Source organism: Rahnella sp. P4_A8 (assembly GCF_056402435.1).
Genome location: NZ_JBFUHK010000024.1, coordinates 1 through 20,644 on the forward strand (window position 1 = coordinate 1; position 20,644 = coordinate 20,644).

The 20,644-nt window shown below is 55.9% G+C and carries 14 protein-coding genes; 11 read left to right on the forward strand and 3 right to left on the reverse strand.

What is annotated here, in order from left to right; translation table 11 throughout:
• Positions 1-858: 858 nt before the first annotated feature.
• Positions 859-2,289, forward strand: coding sequence for an alkaline phosphatase (phoA, locus tag AC1DUO_RS13705; RefSeq protein ID WP_449632695.1), 1,431 nt, complete (start codon positions 859-861; stop codon positions 2,287-2,289).
• A 170-nt stretch (positions 2,290-2,459) separates the two neighbouring features.
• Here phoA and AC1DUO_RS13710 read toward each other — a convergent pair whose 3' ends face one another.
• Positions 2,460-3,371, reverse strand: a complete 912-nt coding sequence (locus AC1DUO_RS13710) for a cation diffusion facilitator family transporter (RefSeq protein WP_015689870.1) — start codon at positions 3,369-3,371, stop codon at positions 2,460-2,462.
• 279 nt (positions 3,372-3,650) lie between these two features.
• Here AC1DUO_RS13710 and AC1DUO_RS13715 point away from each other — a divergent pair, with 279 nt between their 5' ends.
• From AC1DUO_RS13715 to AC1DUO_RS13725, 3 genes are read left to right on the forward strand one after another with little or no spacing between them, the layout of a single operon-like run.
• The gene (locus tag AC1DUO_RS13715) at positions 3,651-4,841 is read left to right on the forward strand and encodes an HlyD family secretion protein (protein WP_015689869.1); all 1,191 of its coding nucleotides are present in this window, start codon (positions 3,651-3,653) and stop codon (positions 4,839-4,841) included.
• Entirely contained in the window at positions 4,838-6,406 is a 1,569-nt protein-coding gene (locus tag AC1DUO_RS13720) for a DHA2 family efflux MFS transporter permease subunit (protein ID WP_013575274.1), read from the forward strand. The genes AC1DUO_RS13715 and AC1DUO_RS13720 overlap by 4 nt, the downstream gene beginning before the upstream one ends.
• A complete protein-coding gene (locus AC1DUO_RS13725) occupies positions 6,390-8,072 on the forward strand; it encodes an efflux transporter outer membrane subunit (RefSeq protein ID WP_477987637.1) in 1,683 nt (560 codons plus the stop codon). Before AC1DUO_RS13720 ends, AC1DUO_RS13725 begins: the two co-directional genes overlap by 17 nt.
• 7 nt (positions 8,073-8,079) lie before the next feature.
• On the opposite strand, the gene AC1DUO_RS13730 is transcribed toward AC1DUO_RS13725, so the two are convergent.
• Positions 8,080-9,021 carry an AraC family transcriptional regulator gene (locus AC1DUO_RS13730; RefSeq protein ID WP_477987640.1) on the reverse strand — a complete coding sequence of 314 codons (942 nt, stop codon included), beginning with the start codon at positions 9,019-9,021 and terminating at the stop codon, positions 8,080-8,082.
• Between the two features lie 163 nt (positions 9,022-9,184).
• Here AC1DUO_RS13730 and AC1DUO_RS13735 point away from each other — a divergent pair, with 163 nt between their 5' ends.
• The 7 genes from AC1DUO_RS13735 to AC1DUO_RS13765 all read left to right on the forward strand — a co-directional run bounded on the left by AC1DUO_RS13735 (position 9,185) and on the right by AC1DUO_RS13765 (position 17,819).
• A complete protein-coding gene (locus AC1DUO_RS13735) occupies positions 9,185-10,018 on the forward strand; it encodes an oxidoreductase (RefSeq protein WP_013575271.1) in 834 nt (277 codons plus the stop codon).
• A gap of 118 nt (positions 10,019-10,136) precedes the next feature.
• Positions 10,137-11,144: a magnesium/cobalt transporter CorA gene (corA, locus tag AC1DUO_RS13740; RefSeq protein WP_013575270.1), complete on the forward strand. Its 1,008-nt coding sequence runs from the start codon at positions 10,137-10,139 to the stop codon at positions 11,142-11,144.
• 177 nt (positions 11,145-11,321) lie between these two features.
• Positions 11,322-11,741, forward strand: a complete 420-nt coding sequence (locus AC1DUO_RS13745) for a hypothetical protein (RefSeq protein WP_015689866.1) — start codon at positions 11,322-11,324, stop codon at positions 11,739-11,741.
• Positions 11,742-11,843: 102 nt separating this feature from the next.
• Positions 11,844-12,179, forward strand: coding sequence for a copper-binding protein (locus AC1DUO_RS13750; protein WP_112151882.1), 336 nt, complete (start codon positions 11,844-11,846; stop codon positions 12,177-12,179).
• A 14-nt stretch (positions 12,180-12,193) separates the two neighbouring features.
• Positions 12,194-13,447 carry a TolC family protein gene (locus tag AC1DUO_RS13755; RefSeq protein WP_200226070.1) on the forward strand — a complete coding sequence of 418 codons (1,254 nt, stop codon included), beginning with the start codon at positions 12,194-12,196 and terminating at the stop codon, positions 13,445-13,447.
• The gene (locus tag AC1DUO_RS13760; RefSeq protein ID WP_013575266.1) at positions 13,447-14,691 is read left to right on the forward strand and encodes an efflux RND transporter periplasmic adaptor subunit; all 1,245 of its coding nucleotides are present in this window, start codon (positions 13,447-13,449) and stop codon (positions 14,689-14,691) included. The genes AC1DUO_RS13755 and AC1DUO_RS13760 overlap by 1 nt, the downstream gene beginning before the upstream one ends.
• On the forward strand, positions 14,688-17,819 hold the full coding sequence (locus tag AC1DUO_RS13765; RefSeq protein WP_112151880.1) for an efflux RND transporter permease subunit: 3,132 nt from the start codon (positions 14,688-14,690) through the stop codon (positions 17,817-17,819). Before AC1DUO_RS13760 ends, AC1DUO_RS13765 begins: the two co-directional genes overlap by 4 nt.
• 212 nt (positions 17,820-18,031) lie before the next feature.
• Here the strand turns inward: AC1DUO_RS13765 and AC1DUO_RS13770 are convergent, their stop codons facing one another.
• Positions 18,032-20,458 carry a DUF3772 domain-containing protein gene (locus AC1DUO_RS13770; protein ID WP_013575264.1) on the reverse strand — a complete coding sequence of 809 codons (2,427 nt, stop codon included), beginning with the start codon at positions 20,456-20,458 and terminating at the stop codon, positions 18,032-18,034.
• Positions 20,459-20,644: the final 186 nt, after the last annotated feature.

The window sequence follows — 20,644 nt, forward strand, 5'->3', positions numbered from 1 at the left end:
GTGTATCGATGGATCCGGCGGTCAACCAGACTGTTGTTCAGCGCGCTATCGAGATGCGTTCCGGTATGCCGGTACAGATCAACTAATTACGTCTTTGACGTTGTTGTGAAAAAGCCCCGTTCATCGGGGCTTTTTTTTGCATAGTGCCGATGCAAAGGCGGCTTCTCAGTTGCACTGAAAAGCTGACCGAGAAAGTTTCGGTTTCTCAATTGTGGTGATCACTTATCGGGCAGCGCCGAAACCGCCCAAGAGGGAAACGTGCTTTTTCCCTCTTGGATCTCCCTTCGCTTTTTCAACAAGCGCTTCCGCTCGCTGGCTATGTTTCATCAGCCGCAGTGATAGCCGCAAAATCCCGCCGCTGCACGGTTCCCTTCGTTCGGGTTACAACCCGCGCAAAAAGACGCGCGGTTTTCCACCTCTCCTCAGGCGATATTTTGGAACCGGCCTCAGGCTTTTACTTCACAACCTCACTTACTTCATTCTTTAAAAAGTCGCGGGCGATTCAGAAAGCTTGCTGAACGGAGCGGCCTGGAGACCAAAGGCTCCAGGACCGAGTGAAGGAACCGCAAAGCGGCAAGATTTCCAGCCTGTCGCCGTGCTACCTGAAACATAGCCAGCGAGCGGAGCGCGCAGTAAAAGAGCCGGAGATTCTTAAGAGGCGCGGCGATAGGCGCCTCTTAAGGCCAGTTTGGGTGGCAACCCAAGGTCTTGATCTTGAATTTGAAGTTAAACCCCTGCCTCACGGCCAGTCCGGCGCCTGTCATTAAAATGTCACAACTCTCCCTTAACCTTCCGGTAACAAAAAATATCGATATGTATATTTTTATTTCCGATGGTTTATAAAAAGGAGTTTTGATAATGCAACAATCCGTATCTCTGGTCGCCCGCGCAGTCACTGCCGCCCTGCTGCTTTCCGCTTCTGCCTCCACCCTCGCCGCTGACACCGACACGCTGACCGACCGGGCGGCAAAAGGCGTGCTGACGGAACCGGGCGGTGCCCGCCGTCTGAGCGGTGATCAGACTGCAGCGCTGAAAGCCTCGTTGTCAGACAAAACGGTGAAAAACGTGATTTTGCTGATTGGCGACGGCATGGGTGATTCTGAAATCACGTCTGCACGTAACTATGCAGAAGGCGCAGGCGGCTATTTCAAAGGCATTGATGCCCTGCCGCTGACCGGCCAGTACACGCATTATTCTCTGGATAAGAAAACGCAAAAACCAAGTTACGTGACCGATTCCGCCGCATCAGCCACCGCCTGGGCGACCGGTGTTAAAAGCTATAACGGCGCGATTGGTGTGGATGTAAACGGCAAAGATCACCAGACCATTCTTGAGATCGCCAAAGCCGCAGGCAAGGCCACCGGCAACGTCTCCACCGCAGAATTGCAGGATGCAACGCCGGCCGCACAGATTGCGCATGTGACCTCACGCAAGTGCTACGGCCCGCAAGAAACCGCAGAGAAATGCGCCAGCAACGCGCTGGAAAACGGCGGACGCGGTTCGATCACAGAACAGTTGTTGCAGGCTCGCGCTGATGTCACGCTGGGCGGCGGCAGAAAATCGTTCAGCCAGCTGGCGAAAGCCGGTGAATTTAAGGATAAATCCCTCAAAGAACAGGCGCTGACACAAGGTTATGTTTGGGTGGAAAACGCAGAACAGCTCAGTGCCATCACGCAGGCAGACCAGAAGAAACCGGTTCTTGGCCTGTTCTCCGAAGGCAACATGCCGGTGCGCTGGCAGGGTCCGAAAGCCACTTATCACGGCAACATTGATAAACCGGCTGTCACCTGTGAAGCCAATCCGCAGCGCACCGCTGACATCCCGACGCTTGCCGCCATGACTGAAAAAGCCATCGACTTGCTGAAAGATAATCAGAACGGTTTCTTCCTGCAGGTTGAAGGCGCATCGATTGATAAACAGGATCACGCCGCTAATCCGTGCGGACAATTCGGTGAAACGGTGGATCTGGATGAGGCCGTGCAAAAAGCGCTGGAGTTCGCCCGTCAGGACGGCAACACGCTGGTTATCGTCACCGCCGACCACGCCCATTCCAGCCAGATTATCGAATCCGATGCCAAAGCCCCCGGTCTGACCCAGACGCTGACCACCAGGGACGGTGCACCGATGACCATCAGCTACGGCAACTCAGAAGATGATTCACAGGGACACACCGGGACGCAACTGCGTATTGCCGCGTTTGGCCCGCATGCGGCGAATGTGGTGGGTCTGACGGATCAGACGGATTTGTTCTATACCATGCGGGATGCCATGGCGATTAAAGCGCAATAGTTTTGAAAATGAGGGTTTCGCTTTGCTCCTCCCCCGGCGAAGGGGGAGGACGGGAGGGAGTTTTAAGGGTAAATACTGACACTAAAAAAATTTAACTCTTTGATTTTTATTTAATACCCCACCCCAACCCTCCCCTTCGCAGAGGAGGGAGCAAACCCACAACCTTGACCTTAGTGCAATAAATTATCCAGTCTGTCGTCATCAATCCCGTCCGGCTCCAGATGAGCCGTCACATCCGCAGACTTAAACAACTTGCTCACCGCCATTTCAGCCGCATCACCGATATCGTGCCCGACATCCACCGTCAGATTGCCATCAACCTCGACGTGAAACTCGACAAATACGCGGTCGCCGCCGTTGCGGGTGCGAATGTCATGTACACCGCGCACGCCTTCAACACTTAATACTGCCGCTTTCACGCGCTTGCGGTCATCTGCACTCAGTTCGCGATCAAGCAACTGGGTCAGTGCATCTGCCGCCATACCGCGCGCATTCCAGATCATATAGAAGGAAATCAACAGCGCGCCGATGGAGTCGGAACGCGTCCAGCCGAAGTAACGCTCGAAAATCAGCGCCAGCAGTACGGCAATATTCACCGCGACGTCCGTAATGTAGTGCGCGCGGTCAGCCGCGATGGCCGTTGATCCGGTACGTTTCACCACATAGGTTTGCATCAGCACCAGCCCGGTGGCGGCCAGCGAACTGCCGATGATCACCCAGATACCAAGACCGAGCTGCGCCAGGGGTTCCGGATTAATGATGCGCCCGATGGATTCACCGCCGAGCACCAGCCCCGCGCCGCCCAGTAACAGCGCCTGTACAAACGCGGCCACAGCTTCGGCTTTGCCGTGGCCGTAACGATGGCCTTTGTCTGCCGGCCGTCCGGCATAACGCACGCCGATCAGCGTCACCATCGAGGCCAGTACATCGACCAGACCGTCGGCGGCAGAGGTCAGCAGCGCAATCGAACCGGTGGCGGTCCATGCCCAGACTTTGACGCAAACCAGGATCAGCGCGACGCACAGCGACACCAGCGAGGCAATACGTGTCAGGCCTTTATAGGAAGGCGCGGGACGGGTCATGGGTTGACCCACAAGAATGATTGTTGTTGGGAATGTTTCACAAAAATGTCCTGAAGCAGAGAATCAACTTTATTTGAAAAATACAAATACCAGCCCGGCATTATAACCCATTTCCAACTTTTAAGACGTTCCCTATGGTTTGGATCTTTGTGCTTTCCCTAAGGTTAATTGACATGGATTTACTTGCATTTACATCAATACGTTCTAGCTTAAAACAAGATTTCTTTGTTCCGGCGCGTGGCGGCCGATAATCAGAAGAGCACTATTCAGAAGAGCATTATGACAAACGATAACAAGACACAGCCCTCCGCGTCCGGCGACGCAAATACTGAACTCGATTCCAGCCAGGTAAAATCAGGAGGAGGTCACACTCAGGATCCCAAAGACCAGAAAAATCCCGACGACAGTAAACAGGATAACGATGAAAAGCGTAAAGGCCCCGGCAAGAAACCCCTGATCATCCTCGGGATTGTGGTAGTGGTGATGGTGGTCGTGGCACTGGTCTGGTGGCTGATGACCAAAGATCAGGTCAGCACCGATGACGCCTTTACCGAAGGTGATGCCGTCACCATCGCGCCGAAAATTGCCGGTTATGTCACTCATCTTGCGGTGAAAGATAACCAGTTCGTGAAGAAAGGCGACTTACTGGTGGAAATCGATCCGCGTGACGCGGCCGCGCAGCGCGATCAGGCACAGGCTCAGCTCGGTCTGGCGGTCGCGCAGTTGCATCAGGCGCAGGCGCAATACGATCTGGCGAAAGTACAATATCCGGCGCAGCTTGCTCAGGCGAAAGCCCAGCAGACGCGGGCGGAAGCCAATTTGCTGAATGCCACTGCCGATTTCCGTCGTCAGCGCGGCGTAGACCCGCGTGCCACCACGCAACAAAATATTGATACGTCCAACGCGCAGGTACGTTCTGCAGCCGCTGATCTGGAAAATGCCAAAGCGCAGGTGCAGGTTGCCGCGCAGGTACAGCTGAATATCCGTCAGGCTGAAACCAACGTCGAAGCTCGTCAGCAACAGGTTGAACAGGCGAAAGCTCAGTTGGAAACGGCGACGCTCAACCTCTCCTATGCGCAGGTGCGCGCACCGTTCGACGGCTACGTCACCAAGCGTAATGTGCAGCTCGGTACGCTGGTTCAGGCCGGAACCTCGCTGTTCTCAGTGGTTTCAAAAGATATCTGGATCGCCGCAAACTACAAAGAATCGCAGCTCGAACGCATGCGCCCCGGCAACAAGGTAGAAATTACCGTCGATGCCTTCCCGGACATCAAACTTCACGGCCACGTTGACAGTATTCAACAAGGCACCGGTTCGCGCTTCTCGGCCTTCCCGGCTGAAAACGCCACCGGCAACTACGTGAAAATCGTTCAGCGCGTGCCGGTGAAAATCGTCATCGACAGCGGTCTTGATGAGAATCACCCTCTGCCACTTGGCCTGTCTGTCGAACCGACGGTGACCGTCGAATGAATGAAGATCGCAGCTACTGGAAACCCAAGGCCAATCCGTGGGCAGTTGCCGCCGTCGTGACCATTGCGGTGTTCATGGAAATCCTGGACACCACTATCGTTAACGTGGCGCTGCCGCACGTCGCCGGTTCATTATCTTCCAGTTATGACGAATCGACCTGGGTGCTGACGTCCTATCTGGTGGCGAACGGTATCGTGCTGCCGATTTCGGCGTTTCTCAGCCGCGTGATGGGCCGCAAAACTTACTTCCTGATCTGTATCGGCATGTTCACCGTTTGCTCCTTCCTGTGCGGCATCGCCACCGAACTGTGGCAGATGATCTTATTCCGCATCCTGCAGGGCTTTTTCGGCGGCGGTTTGCAGCCGATCCAGCAATCGGTATTGCTGGATTACTTTAAACCGGAAGATCGCGGCAAAGCGTTTGGCCTTTCATCGATTGCCATTATTGTCGCGCCGGTCGTCGGCCCGACACTTGGCGGTTACATCACGGATAACTTCAGCTGGCGCTGGGTATTCCTGATCAATATTCCGGTCGGGATTATTGCCCTGCTGGCGATTTATCAGCTGCTGGAAGATCCGCCGTGGGAGCGCAAGGCCAAAGGCAAACTCAGTATTGATTACATCGGTATCGGGCTGATTGCGCTGGGTCTGGGCTGCTTACAGGTGATGATGGACCGCGGCGAAGACGATGACTGGTTCCAGTCCGGCTTTATTGTCACCTTTGCTGTGCTGGCGGCCACCGGGATTGTCGGCGCGGTTTACTGGTTGCTGTACGCCAAAAAACCGGTGGTCGATCTGCGCTGTCTGAAGGATAAAAACTTTGCTGTCGCCGGTTTACTGATGGCCGGTATGGCGATGATTCTGTATGGCAGTTCGGTGGTCATTCCGCAACTGGCGCAGCAGCAACTGGGTTACACCGCCACACTCTCGGGGCTGGTGATGTCGCCGGGCGCGGTGCTGATCGTGCTGTCGATCCCGCTGGTGCTGAAGCTGATGCCCGTTGTACAAACGCGTTACATCATTGCCTTCGGTTTCTTCCTGCTGGCGGCCTCGTTTATCTATTCGGCAACGCTGACACCTGATGTCGATTTTGAAACGCTGGTGCTGTACCGCAGCGCGCAGTCGATAGGGCTCGGTTTCCTGTTTGTGCCGCTGACCACTATCGCATTTATTACCATCCCGCAAAAAATGAACGCCGACGCTGCCGCGCTGTTTACCATGTTCCGTAACGTCGCGGGGTCGATTGGTATTTCGCTGGCGACAGCCGGTGTCACCGAGCGAACGCAGGCACACAGTGCGCATATGGCGCACAACATGTCGCCGCTCAATGAACAGTTTAATCAGGCGGTGAGCAAAAGCGCTGAGGCGATCCGTGATTTTGCCCACGTGGTCGGCGACCCGATGCAACTGGCGACCGTGCGCATGTATCAGGAGATGATTTCGCAATCGCGCATTCTGGCCTACATCGACGTATTCGGTTATTGCGCCATCGTCGCCGTTATTTTGATCCCGTTTTGTTTCCTGCTTTCGCCAGTTAAGAGCGAAGGTAATGCCGGAGCACATTAAGTTGAACAAGAAAAGCTCTACTCTGAGAAATCAGCCATCCGTGATGCCGTCCTGCTCCACCCTCTGCGAAGGCCGGGGCCGGAAGGGGGTTTTACATTCAGGCACCCGTTTTCTGACTCTCTCGACATTAACGCTGGTATTAGCAGCGTGCTCCGTTGGCCCGGATTATCAGAAGCCGAATCCGGTGACACCCTCGGCCTATAACGATATGACCCAGCCGAAAGACAAAGACGGCGCATCGATTGCCCTGCCCTCGGAGCCAAATCCGCTGTGGTGGAAAGCCTTTAATGACCCGCAACTCGACAGCCTGATCACCCGTGCGATTGCCGGGAATATTTCCCTGCAACAGGCAGTACTGCGTATCGCCGGTGCCCGCGAGCAGGTGAAACAGGCCGAAGGCGCCTGGCTGCCATCGGTGCAGGGCAGCGCGAAAATGACCCGTCAGCAGCTCGGTCTGAAAGGTATTCTCGATTCCAGCGGCGCCTCGCAACAGCTTGACGATCTCGGACCGGAAGCCTCCGGCGCGATCAGCACGGCTACGCGGCCGGTGAATTTGTATCAGGGCAATTTCGATGCCAGCTGGGAGCTGGATTTGTTCGGCGGCACACGACGTCAGGTCGAAGCCGCCAATGCCCAGACGCAATCGTCCATAGAACAACGCAACGATGCATTAGTTTCGCTGGAAGCTGAGGTCGCCCGTGCCTATCTGCAACTGCGTGGCGCGCAAAGCGTGACGGCAGCGATACAGACGCAAATCGATGTCGCGCAGCAAACCTTAGATCTGACACAAAACCGTCAGCAAAACGGACTGTCACCGCAGCTTGATGTCGAAAATGCCCGCGCACAGTTGGGTTCCCTGCGCGCCCAGTTGCCGCAATATCAGGCGCAGGAACGTCAGGCAATGAACGGACTGGCCGTGTTGCTCGGTCAGACGCCTGGCTCGCTGGATGCTGAACTTTCTGCCCCTAAACCGATGCCTGCCCTGCCCGCTGCCGTGCCGGTCGGTGTGCCTTCACAGCTGGCGCGCCGTCGTCCGGACGTACGCAAAGCCGAGGCTGATCTCCACGCGGCAACCGCCAATATTGGTGTATCCGTCGCGCAGATGTTCCCGAGTATTTCGCTCACCGGCCAGTTCGGCATGCGTAACACAGACGTCAGTTATCTCGACAACTGGAGCAGCCATTTCTACTCCTTTGGCCCGCAGATTTCCCTGCCGATTTTTCAGGGCGGACGTCTGGTCTCCAGCGTGCTTCTTTCCCGTGCGCAACAGGCGAATGCGGCGCTGAATTATCGCCAGACCGTGCTGACTGCGTTGCAGGATGTCGATAATGCGCTGGTGAATTACCGCACCGATCAGGATCAGGTCAGCGGTTTAGACCAGACTACCGAAGCGCTACAGACCGCCTTTGATCTGGCGAGCGACAGCTACCGTCAGGGGCTTTCTACCTTTATCAACGTGCTTGATGCCCAGCGCCAACTGGCACAGGCGCATCAGCAATCCGCTGAAGCGAAAGTGAAAACCAGCACCGATCTGGTCTCGCTGTATAAAGCGTTAGGCGGCGGCTGGGAGCCGTATCAGAACGTCGATTTGCCGACCTACACCGTCTTTGGTCCGGCAGCCACGCCGGATGTGAAGGTACAAACCACGTCTGGCGTGACACCGTAACGCCTTATTAATGTGAAGAGATAAAATCCGACGGCGTGGACGGGGCAGGCAATGAAAAATTCTGCCTCATCCGTGCCACTTCTCTCACCGGCGTCAGCCCGAATAAGCGTTTAAATTCGCGGCTGAACTGCGACACACTTTCATAGCCTACCTGTGCGCTGGCCGCCGAGGCGGTCAGGTTATTGCGCAACATCAGTAATCTGGCCTGATGCAAACGGGTGGACTTGAGATACTGCATCGGCGACGTATCAGTGACGGTTTTAAAGTGACTGTGAAACGTCGGCAGGCTCATTCCCGCTTCTTTTGCCAGCGCATTCACATCCAGATGCGAGTTGTATTCTGCGTGCAGTTTTCGCAGGGCTTTTACCACTTTGCCAAATTGCCCTTGCAGGGTCAGTGCGCTGCGCAGCGTGCCGCCCTGAGCACCGGTCAGCACGCGGTAATACAACTCACGCATCATCGCCCTGCCCAGAATTTTTGCATCCAGCGGAGATGCCATCACCTGCAAAAAACGTAATACGCAAGCCCGCATCGTGTCATCCATCAGGCTCGACACCATACTTTTCGGCGATTCCGGCTGCGGGGCGTCATAAGCATCGAGCTGCAACATCAGTTCAGCCACCAGGCTGAAATCGAGTCGCAGGTAAATTGCCAGCATCGGTTCACTGGCGGTGGCGTCAGTTTCCATGGTGAAAGGCACCGGCACCGATACAGTCAGATAATGCTGTGCATCATACAAATAGACATCATTACCTAAGAATCCGCGTTTTCTCCCCTGCACCACAATCACGATCCCCGGCTCATACAAAACCGGCGTGCGCAGCAGCGGACGGTTTGAACGTAAAAAACGCACATCTGCCAGCGTCGTCAGGTTGTAGCCTTCATGGGGCGTAAGCTGGTCCAAAAGCGCGATCATTTGCTCAGTCACTGTCAAAGATGGAAACGTCATATGAACCTGAAAATATGCAGCGGAAAGTGAATGAAGTGTCGCACCGGGAATCAGTCGCGTCCAGACGCCTCAGAGGAACAGGCAAACATCAGAGAGGATCGGGGCTACGGATTTGCTGCTGTCCCCCCTATTCTGCAAGTCCGCTTTTTACTGAGGAGTTTGTATGAGTCAGTCAAAATTACTATTCATCACCGGCGTCAGCAGCGGATTTGGCCGTGCGCTGGCAGAAGAAGCCCTGAAAGCAGGACATCGCGTGGTCGGCACGCTGCGTAATGCACAAGCCTGCGCAGAATTTGACGCGCTGGTCCCCGGCCGAAGTTTTGGTCGCATGCTGGATGTCACTGATTTCGAGGCCATCGCCCCGCTCGCGGCCGCCGTGGAACAGGAAATCGGCGCCGTTGACGTGCTGGTCAACAATGCCGGTTACGGGCATGAAGGTATTATGGAAGAGTCGCCGTTAAGCGAGGCGCTGCATCAGTTTGACGTCAATGTTTTTGGCGCGGTTGCGGTCATCAAAGCCTTCCTGCCGTATTTTCGTCAGCGTCGCGGTGGACATATTCTTAACATCACGTCGATGGGAGGCTTTATTACAATGCCGGGCATCAGCTATTACTGCGGCAGTAAATTCGCCTTGCAGGGGATCTCTGAAACACTGACCAAAGAACTCAAACCGTTCAATATTGCCGTCACGGCCATTCAGCCTGGGTCTTTTCGTACCGACTGGGCGGGACGTTCGATGGTGCGCTCACCGCGTGCCATCAGTGATTACGATGCCAGTTTCGACCCCGTGCGGGAAACGCGGGAAAAACGCAGCGGTCATCAGCCGGGCGACCCGCTAAAAGCCGCACAAGCGATGTTGCAGTTGCTCGATGCGCCTGAGCCGCCTGCCTCGCTGTTACTCGGCAGTGACGCCGTTAAATTTGTCAGGGAAAAGATGCAACAAATGCGTGAGGATATCGATATCTGGGAAACGGTCAGCCGGTCTGCCGATGGCTGAAACATTCTTTTAAAGATCCCGTCAGCGCATTTCCCGGAGACTGCGCTATTCTGTTCAGACACTGAAATCATCCTGCCTGCGGGCAGGATTTTCGTCTGAATAACAATCGGGTAAAACAATGAATTCCATTTCCAACGAAGATAAAAAACCCAGCTGTGATTCAGTGATTAACAGCGTGGCTTACCGCGACGGTAAACGATTGCAGGATGTGACGGTCGAAGACATCAGCGAAGTCCTGAAAGAGCCCGATACCTTTGTCTGGCTCGGACTGTGGCAGCCGGAAGATGCCTATATGCGCAGCATTCAGGAAGAATTCGGTCTGCATGACCTGGCGATTGAAGATGCACTGACCGCCCATCAGCGACCGAAAATTGAGCAGTACGGCGAATCGCTGTTTATCGTTACGCACACTGCGCAGAAAGTGAATGAAACCATCGAGTACGGCGAAACACACCTGTTTCTCGGCAAAAACTTTCTGATCACCGTGCGTCACGGTGCGTCATCCAGCTATAAAGAAATCCGTAAACACGCCGAAGAACGCCCGGAAATGTTGAGTAAAGGGCCAGCTTATGCACTGTATTGCGTACTCGATTCCATCGTGGATAACTATCTGGAAATCCTGCATCAGTACACCGAACAGTTTGATGCCATCGAAAAACTGATGTTCCGCAACACCTTTAATCAGCAGGCGGTGCAGCAGGTTTATAGTCTGCGGCGGGATCTGCTCTCGCTGCGCAACGCCGCGGTACCAATGGAAGATATCTGTAATCAGCTCAGCCATCACTACGAAGAACTGATGCCTAAGAGCCTGCGGGCTTATGTGCGTGATGTGCAGGACCACGCTAATCAGGTGATCCGCACGACGGACGATGTGCGCGAAATGCTGTCGAACGCCATGCATGTGAATCTGGCGCTGGTGTCGGTGCATCAGAACGAAGTGGTACAGCGACTGGCGGGCTGGGGCGCGATTCTGGCGATCCCGACAGTGATTTTCAGTCTGTACGGCATGAACTTCAAAAACATGCCGGAGCTGGATGACTGGTGGGGATATCCGGTAACGCTGGGCGTCACTGTCGCCGGTTGTGTGTGGTTATACTGGAAGCTTAAAAAATCAGGCTGGCTGTAAGTTAATTATCACCTGAAAACACACGTTAATTAACATGCGAATAACAGAAACCGCTGTTATTCGCGTTCTTTAATTATCCTGACAATTTTAATCCTGACTTATTCTGTTTGTCCTTTCCTCTTCGCCTTATTTCCTTATATACTCGGTCGCATCTTCCTTACGGAAATAATATTCATCATGTCAGTTCGTTTCGCGATTTCACAGTTCATGCATTCGCTGCGCTTGCCCGGCAAGCGGGTCAGTGTGTTGCTGTTCGCGTTATGCTGGCTTGTCCTGAATGCCCAACTGGCGCTCGCCAGCCATCAGTGCGATATGCGCCCGCCGGTGGAAAACACCGCCATGGCACATAACATCACCATGCAAATGCCTGATTCTCCAGAGCACATGCAGAGTCAGTCGCTGTTGTGTGAGAAGCACTGTGCCCCTGAAAGAACCCAGTCTGACAGTGGTTCCGTGCCACTGGTGGCATTGCCCGTCGCTCCGGCATTAGCCATGCTCACCGTCGATGCCAGCACAGCGGTCACCACCGCGGACTGGATTGCGCCAACCGTCACTCCTCCTCCCGCTGAAGTTCAGTTCTGCCGATACAGAGAATAGCCCCTGCTGTCCTGAGTGTTTTTCCGCACTCAATATTAAATGAAATTGTTTTGCCAGATTAATGGCCAGTTTTTATCTAATGACAGTATTGGAGTATTTCCCATGCGTGCAATTTTAAATGTATTTACCGCAAGTCTTTTCTTTATTTCAGCTTATTCTTTTGCCGATGCTATGCCAATGAATCACGATGCTATGGCGATGCAGCATAATATGCAGGCCTATGAATCCGAAGGCGTGATCACTCAGTGGCAGTCTGATCGCGTGGGGATTTCCCATCACGCCATTCCTGCGCTGAAATGGCCGGCCATGACCATGAATTTCCGTCTGCCGCCGGAGATCGCCGCCAACTCCCTGCCCGCCGGTACGCCGGTCACCTTTAGCTTTGTCAAAACTGAGTCCGCTTATCAGTTACAGACACTGACACCGCTGAAACGCTGACCGGGAGATTCACCATGTTGACTTTACCGCGCCATCACCGGATGACGTGGCAATGGCTGCTGGCTTTTGTGCCGGTCAGCGCGTTTGCCACACCCGTTACCCTGCCGCAGGCGCTGGTCGCTGCGCAGGATTATTCCGCCGAGCTTTCTGCCAGTCGTCACCAGATCAATGCGCTGGATAACCGTGCCGATTCGGCCATGCAACTGCCGGATCCGAAGCTGAAATTCGGTATCGAAAACCTGCCGGTCAGCGGCGGCAACACCGACCGGTTTACCCGTGAAGGGATGACGATGGAACGTATCGGCATCATGCAGGATTACATCAGCAGCGATAAGCGCCAGCGCAAAGCCGACACGCTGCGTGCAGAATCCCGGGAAGTGGCGGCTACCCGCCAGAGTATCCGGGCACGTTTGCAACGCGATGCGGCGCTGGCCTGGATGGAACTGGCCATCGGCGGGCAAACCGTCTCGCAATTACAAAAACTGGTGGACGAAAGTCAGCGCCAGATTGGGGTTCAGCGGGGCGGTGTCAGCAGCGGCAGTTCGCTGCCCGCCTCGGTGCTGGACGCGCACCTGACGCTCATCAGCATGCAAGACAAACTGACCGAAGCCGAACGGGATGTTCAACTGGCGCGCACCCGCTTAAGCCAGCTGACCGGCATCGATCAGCCTGAAATTAACGGTGCCATTCCACCTTTCACCGAACTTCCTCCACAGGCGTTACAGGCGACAAGCGTCGAACAACATCCTGAAATTATTCAGGCTCGGCGTGAAGCCGATGTGGCGCAGGCGAAATCCTCGCAGTCAGCCATTGCGGCGCTGCCGGATGTCGGCGTGGAAGTCTATTACGCCCATCGTGCCGACAGTTATGAAGATCTGGCAGGGGTGATGTTTACCGTCGATCTGCCGCTGTTTACCGCTTCGCGTCAGGATAAAGATCACGCCGCCGATCAGTCGATGGCAATGGAAAGCAATGACCGGCTGGCGCAACTGATGCGCGACCATCAGGCGCAGCTGACCAGTTTGCTGGCGCAATATCAGGCCGCCGCCACGTTATGGCAGCGGCAAAAAAACGACGTTATTCCCCTGCAACAGCAACGCATCAGCGTGATTCAGGCACAGTATCGCGCCGGAAAAAGCAGCCTGAATGACGTTCTCGACGCCCGCCGCAACCTGATCGACAGCCAGATTTCCGAACGCAATGCCGGGCTGGAAGTGGCCCGCTATTGGGTCGCCCTGCGTTATCTGGCCCCCCAGGAGATTCATTAATGACTTCCGCTAAAACTTACAGCCTGCTGGCCGTCGCCATCATGGCCGCACTCGCCGCCGGTTACGTGGCTGGCCGTCACAGCCCTGCGGCGCAAACGCAGGCTTCTGCTGCTCCGGCCGAACGCAAAGTGCTGTACTGGTATGACCCGATGACGCCCGGCCAGCGTTTCGATAAACCGGGCAAATCGCCCTTTATGGATATGGATCTGATGCCGCGTTACGCCGATGAAGCCACGGATGACGGCGGTGTGACGGTCAGCGCCCGTCAGCAGCAAAATCTCGGTATGCGCAGTGAAAAGGTACAGCGACGGATGATTTCCGCACCGCTTAATGTGTATGGCACGGTCAGCGCCGATGAACGCAGCCTGCGCACGGTCGCCGCGCGTGCGAATGGTTTAGTCGAAAAACTTTACGTCGCTGCCAGCCAGCAGCCTGTGAAAAAAGGTCAGAAACTGGCCACACTGTGGATCCCCGACTGGACCGCCGCGCAGCAGGAATATCTGGCCGTGCGTCAGCTTGGCGACCGCAGCCTGACCGCTGCCGCCCGTCAGCGGCTGGCTTTGCAGTTTATGCCGGAAGACATTCTGCGCCGCGTCGATAAAACCGGTCAGCCGCAAACCCGCATCGACGTGGTCGCGCCGGAAGACGGTTATATCAGCCTGCTTTCCGTGCGTGAAGGGGCGCAGGTCAGCGCTACACAGCCGCTGTTCGAACTGACCAGTCTGAAACAGGTTTGGATTGTGATGGATTATCCGCCTTCTGCCGCCAGTCAGATCCAGATCGGCGGCAAAATTACGGCCAGTGCCGACAGTCAGCCGGGCGAGGTATTTCACGGTACGGTCAGCGAATTGCTGCCGGATGTGGATGCCGTCAGCCGTACGCTGAAAGCCCGCGTGGTGATTGATAATCCGCAGGAAAAACTGCGTCCCGGCATGTACCTGAATTTATCGCCAGATGTCAGTGCGCAGACGGCGGTTCTGGCCATTGCGCAGGAAGCGCTGATCCAGACCGGCAGCCGCAATACCGTGCTGCTCGACGACGGCAACGGACATTTCACCCCGCAGAAGGTCACCATCGGCGTGACGCGTGATGGCTGGACGCAGGTACTTTCAGGCCTGGAAGAAGGTCAGTCTGTTGTCACCTCCGGGCAGTTCCTGATCGACTCCGAAGCCAGCCTGCGCAGCGCACTGCCTGCCACCGACGCCCCGGCGCCGGACGCGCACCAGCACGGAGGTGATTTATGATTGCCGCTGTGATCCGCTGGTCGCTGAAGAACCGGCTGCTGGTGTTACTCGCCGCGCTGATGATGGCGGGCTGGGGCATCTGGTCATTGCAGAAAGCGCCGCTCGACGCCCTGCCGGATCTCTCCGATGTGCAGGTGATCGTGCGCGTAAGTTATCCGGGCAAGGCACCGCAAATCATCGAAGATCAGGTGACCTATCCGCTGACCACCACTCTGCTGTCAGTGCCCGGCGCGAAAACCGTGCGCGGCTTTTCGATGTTCGGTGATGCCTATGTTTATGTGTTGTTCGATGATGGTACCGATCCTTACTGGGCGCGCTCCCGCGTGCTGGAATACCTGAGTCAGGTTCAATCCTCACTGCCCGCCGGAGCCAAAGCCTCGCTGGGACCGGATGCCACCGGCGTCGGCTGGATCTATGAATACGCGCTGATCGACAAAACCGGCAAACACAGCCTCGAACAACTTCGCGCCCTGCAGGACTGGACGCTGCGTTATGACCTGAAAACCGTACCGAATGTCTCTGAGGTCGCCAGCATCGGCGGCATGGTGCGTCAGTATCAGGTAGTGGCCGATCCGCAACGGATGCGCGCCCGGGGCGTGACACATCAGCAACTGGTGACCGCGCTGCAAAACGCTAATCAGGAAAGCAGTGGCTCGCTGCTGGAAATGGGCGAGGCCGAATACATGGTGCGCACCTCCGGCTATCTGAAAAGTATGGATGATTTCAACAATGTGGTCGTGACAGTCAACAGCGGTATTCCGGTGCTGCTGGCGGATGTCGCCACCGTCCGCACCGGCCCTGAACTGCGGCGCGGCGTGGCGGAACTTAACGGTGAAGGCGAAGTGGCGGGCGGCGTGATTGTTATGCGCTCGGGTAAAAATGCACTGGAAACCCTGAAGGCGGTGAAAGAGCGGCTACATGCCCTCGCCCGCACGCTGCCTGCGGGGGTTGAAATCGTGCCGGTCTACGATCGTCAGCCGCTGATTGAAAACGCCGTCGAAACGCTGTCGCATAAACTGCTGGAGGAATTCGCGGTAGTCGCGGTGGTCTGCGCGCTGTTTCTGTTCCATTTCCGCTCGGCGCTGGTGGCGATCATCACCCTGCCGCTCGGCATTCTCGGCGCGTTTATCGTCATGCATTATCAGGGGGTCAGTGCCAATATTATGTCGCTCGGCGGTATTGCGATTGCCATCGGCGCCATGGTCGATGCGGCGATTGTGATGATCGAGAATATGCATAAGGTGCTGGAGCAATGGCGGCACGATCATCCCGGCCAGCAGCCTGCGTCGGCGGATTACTGGAAGGTGTCTGAGCGTGCCGCCACGGAAGTGGGTCCGGCGCTGTTTTGCAGTTTGCTGATCATCACCCTGTCGTTTATTCCGGTGTTTTCGCTGGAAGCACAGGAAGGCCGGATGTTCTCCCCGCTGGCATTCACCAAAACCTACGCGATGGCGGTGTCTGCCGGGCTGGGCATCACCCTGGTGCCGGTGCTGATGGGCTATTTTATTCGTGGCAAAATTCCTGATGAAAACGCCAGCCCGATCAACCGCTGGTTGATTGCCGCCTACCAGCCGGTGCTTTCTGCCGTGCTGAAACGTCCGAAAACCACGCTGTTATTCAGCGGCCTGTTCCTGCTGGTATCTCTGTATCCGCTGGCAAAACTGGGCAGTGAATTTATGCCGCCGCTCGATGAAGGCGACCTGCTGTATATGCCGTCGACGCTGCCGGGGATTTCAGCCCGCGAAGCCGCACGGTTGTTGCAGCAGACGGATCGGTTAATCAAAACTGTGCCCGAAGTCGCCAGTGTATTTGGCAAGGCCGGACGCGCCGACAGCGCCACTGACCCGGCGCCGCTGACCATGATCGAAACGACCATCCGCTTTAAACCGAGGGACCAGTGGCGACCGGGCATGACGCCGGACAAACTGGTGACAGAACTCGACAACGCGGTGAAATTGCCCGGCATCGCCAACGTCTGGGTGCCGCCTATCCGCAACCGTCTCGACATGCTGGCCACCGGCATCAAAAGCCCGGTGGGCATCAAGGTGAACGGCAATAACGTTGCACAAATCGAGCAGATCGCCCAGCAGATCGAGCATATCGTGAAACAGGTGCCGGGCGTGACCTCGGCACTGGCCGAAAGGCTGGAAGGTGGTCGTTACGTCGATATTGATATTAACCGGCGTGAAGCAGCGCGTTACGGTGTCACGGTGGCTGAATTACAGTCGCTGGTCTCAACGCTGGTCGGCGGGGAAAATATCGGCGAAACGCTGGAAGGCCGCGAGCGTTATCCCATCAACCTGCGTTATCCGCGTGAGCTGCGCGACAACGTGCAGGCGCTGCGGGATTTACCGGTGCTGACCGCCTCCGGCGCACAGGTGCCGCTGTCGGCGCTGGCATCCGTCAACGTCACCGATGGCCCGCCGATGCTGAAAAGTGAGAATGCCCGTCTTTCAGACTGGATCTATGTGGATTTGCGCGGACGAGATTTGAAATCTGCCGTCGAAGACATGCAACAGGCGGTCAGCCAGCAGGTAACATTGCCGGAAGGGGTGACGGTCAGTTGGTCGGGGCAATTCGAGTATCTTGAACGCGCCACGGCAAAACTGAAAATCGTGCTACCGGTGACACTTTTGATCATCTTCGTCCTGTTATACGTGACGTTCAGCAGCGTGCGCGACGCCCTGCTGATCATGGCGACACTGCCGTTTGCCCTGACCGGTGGCGTCTGGCTGTTGTACCTGCTGAGTTTCAATCTGTCGGTCGCCGCCGCCGTCGGGTTTATCGCCCTGGCCGGGGTTGCCGCCGAGTTCGGGGTGATCATGGTGCTGTATCTGAATCAGGCAGTGCAACGACAGCAAAAAGCCGGCGGGGATATGAGTGAGGCAGAACTGTGCGACGCCATTCACCACGGTGCGGTGTTGCGCGTCCGGCCAAAAGCCATGACTGTTGCCACCATCATGGCGGGTTTACTGCCGATCATGTGGGGCGGAGGAACCGGTTCAGAAGTGATGCAGCGTATTGCAGCGCCGATGATCGGCGGCATGGTGAGTGCCCCGTTGTTGTCGATGCTGGTGATCCCGGCGGTGTATTTGCTGATGCATCGGAGAAGGAATAAAAAAGTTTAAGGGAAAGCCCCTCCTCTTCGCAGCGGGGAGCCGAACGGATCATTCTTAGGGTTTTGTCCTGGCTCCTCCCCCTGCGAAGGGGGAGGTCGGGAGGGGGTTTTAAGGGCTAACATCTTGTCAAGGTATACTTCAACTTATTGATTTTTCTTTAATACCCCACCCCAACCCTCCCCTTCGCAGGGGAGGGAGTCGACCGGATCATGCTTTGGATTTTACTCCTCAACCGGAACGATCCTCTCTGCCGGTTTCTCCAGAATCATCGTCTGCGTCTGACTCAGACTGATCCCCGCGGCCCGCAGCATCTTCAGGATTTCGTAAAGCAAATCACTGCGCGTACCGCTGACCATGCGCGGGCTGTTCACAAAACCTGTCACACTCAGCACAATCCCGGTCGGTCCCAGTTCTTTAAAGCTGACCGAGGCCGGTGGGTTTTCCAGAATGGATTCGTGCAAGTTGTAGGCTTCCAGCAGCAATGTCTTAACCTGTTCCGGGTCGATATCCAGCGGGAAGGTCAACGTGATAGTCGCCACGCCCTGCGCGTTACCCATGGTGGCGTTACGCACGTTCTGTGAAATCAATTGTGAGTTCGGCACAATCACGGTGGATTTATCGCTTAGCTGAATTTCAGTTGCACGGACATTGATACGGCGGATATCGCCTTCCACACCGCTGATACTGATCAAATCCCCCACTTTCACCGGCCGTTCGGTCAGCAGGATCAGACCGGAGATGAAGTTCTTCACAATCTCCTGCAAACCAAAACCGATACCGACCGACAAGGCACTGACGATCCACGCCAGTTTGTTCCATTCGATGCCCAGCGAAGACAGCGTCAGCAGGATGATCAGCACGTAGCCGACGTTGGTGAACAGCGTCACCAGCGAGGCACGCATACCGCGATCCATCATGGTTTTTGGCAGGAAATCGTTATCCAGCCACCTGCGTGCGGAACGCAAAATATACCAGCCGACCACCAGACACAGCACCGCGTTGACCGCGTGCGCCGGAATGATGTTCATGCTTTCGAGACCTTTACCGCCCCAGATATCGACGATTTTTGCCAGCAGCTCCAGCGGCGTCGTCGTGCCGAAAGTACCGTTAAGCAGCGCGACAGCGGCCATCAGCAGCAGTCCGGTTTTACCGATTGCCGAGAATAACGTGGCAGCCAGTGACAGGTGACGGTCATTGACGCTCAGCGTACTTTTGAGGATTTTGCCGCTGTGCGTGGTCGGCGCAAACAGACTCTCACACAGGTCCACGACAAAGTGGATCAGCAGATACAGGCAACTGACTACCAGCCCGATCCACAGCAGTTCGAAGGTCACAAAACGCGCCAGCGGAATATAACCAATCAGCAGCGCCATCAGGATGACAAACGCCGTCAGGCTTATCACCAGATGGATAAGCCCGGCCAGCGTGGAACGTGCTTCGGTCTGTTCCCCTTCGGCCTTCATCTTGCGACGCATACGGTTGATACGCACTGGCGCGATCAGGCAGTTGAGCGCCACGAGTAACGCCGCCAGTCCGTTGCCAAATAACGTTGCTGAGACGCTGGCACCGACCAGGTTATTCAGCTGTTCGATGATACCGAACAGGAAAATAAAGCCCGCCAGCAGAACCGGGAATGATGCCAGTGTTTTTGCCAGCGGATCGGCAATGCCCGGCAGACGCCACGACGGATGGTTATTGGAAAGTAATGCAATCCCCAGACCGGCGATCACGGCAGAGAAATAGGTCAGTTCAACCAGTTGTCCGGCAAATTCCGTCACCCACGGCGAGGTATCCGGCAGACGGGTGAAAATATACCCGAGCAACTGAACGCTGATGCCAAGCGTCAGGGTGGTGCTCAGCGTAGTGAAACAGGCCAGAAAACTGCGACGGAAACGCCCCTGCGGCAACCAGCGCGGCAGGATCCAGTTCATCGGTCTGTCCAGCACGCGGCGACCGGCCAGGCCAATCACCAGCGCCAGTAACAGATAAATTGCGGTGCCGATGCGCCATTCCTCGCTCCACGCCTGCATCCACGCGTCTTTAACCTGCGAACCGAAGTCATCAAAACGCGCCGCATCATCATCGTTTGGCGTAATAAGCGGTGCCCAGAAATTCCCTCCGAGAATGCTGCCGGTATTGAGCGCAATCTGGGTTTTCAGTGCATCACGACGTAATCCGGCGATTTGCGAAGACAGGTTTTGCGCGCCAAGGGAGATGGCTTTGGTCTGCTCGATTTGCGTGGTCAGCAGCGTTTTGCTGTTGTTGAGCTTATTACGCTGGCTGATCACTTGCGGCGTTTCCGTGATCGTGCCCGGTGCAGGCGCCGGACCCAACACGTCGAGCTGTGCCTGCACCTGCGCCAGATCCGGCGTCAGCGCACCCGTCAGCTTGTCGGCATCTTCGGCCAGTTTCTGCGCAGCATCAGTCAGGCCGGTAAATTTCTTGTCGGTTTTCGCCGAAGAGACCTGCTGTTTCAGCTGATCCAGACGCTTTTGTAATGCCGGTAACGCGGTCGTGACGTTCACTTTAACCGGTTGTTCCGCCGTGGCAGGCTGGCCTGTACTTTCGTCGGCCTGACTCAGCACCGGCGTTATCAGCAGACATGACAACAATGCCAGCAACAACGGCACTCTTAACATTTTTTGCATAGAAGGATGATTCCGGGAGTTCGGGAAATTATTGTTTGAAAAATCCGGCTAAGGATACGCTTTCTCGTGCCAAAAGGAGTAGGGATTTTCTGCTTCTCAGGCTGCGGTGCATAACCCTAAATCATTCGGGGTGCATCAGGGCAGCGACTGAGCAAATCCCCGGCAGCATACATAAGTATATGACCG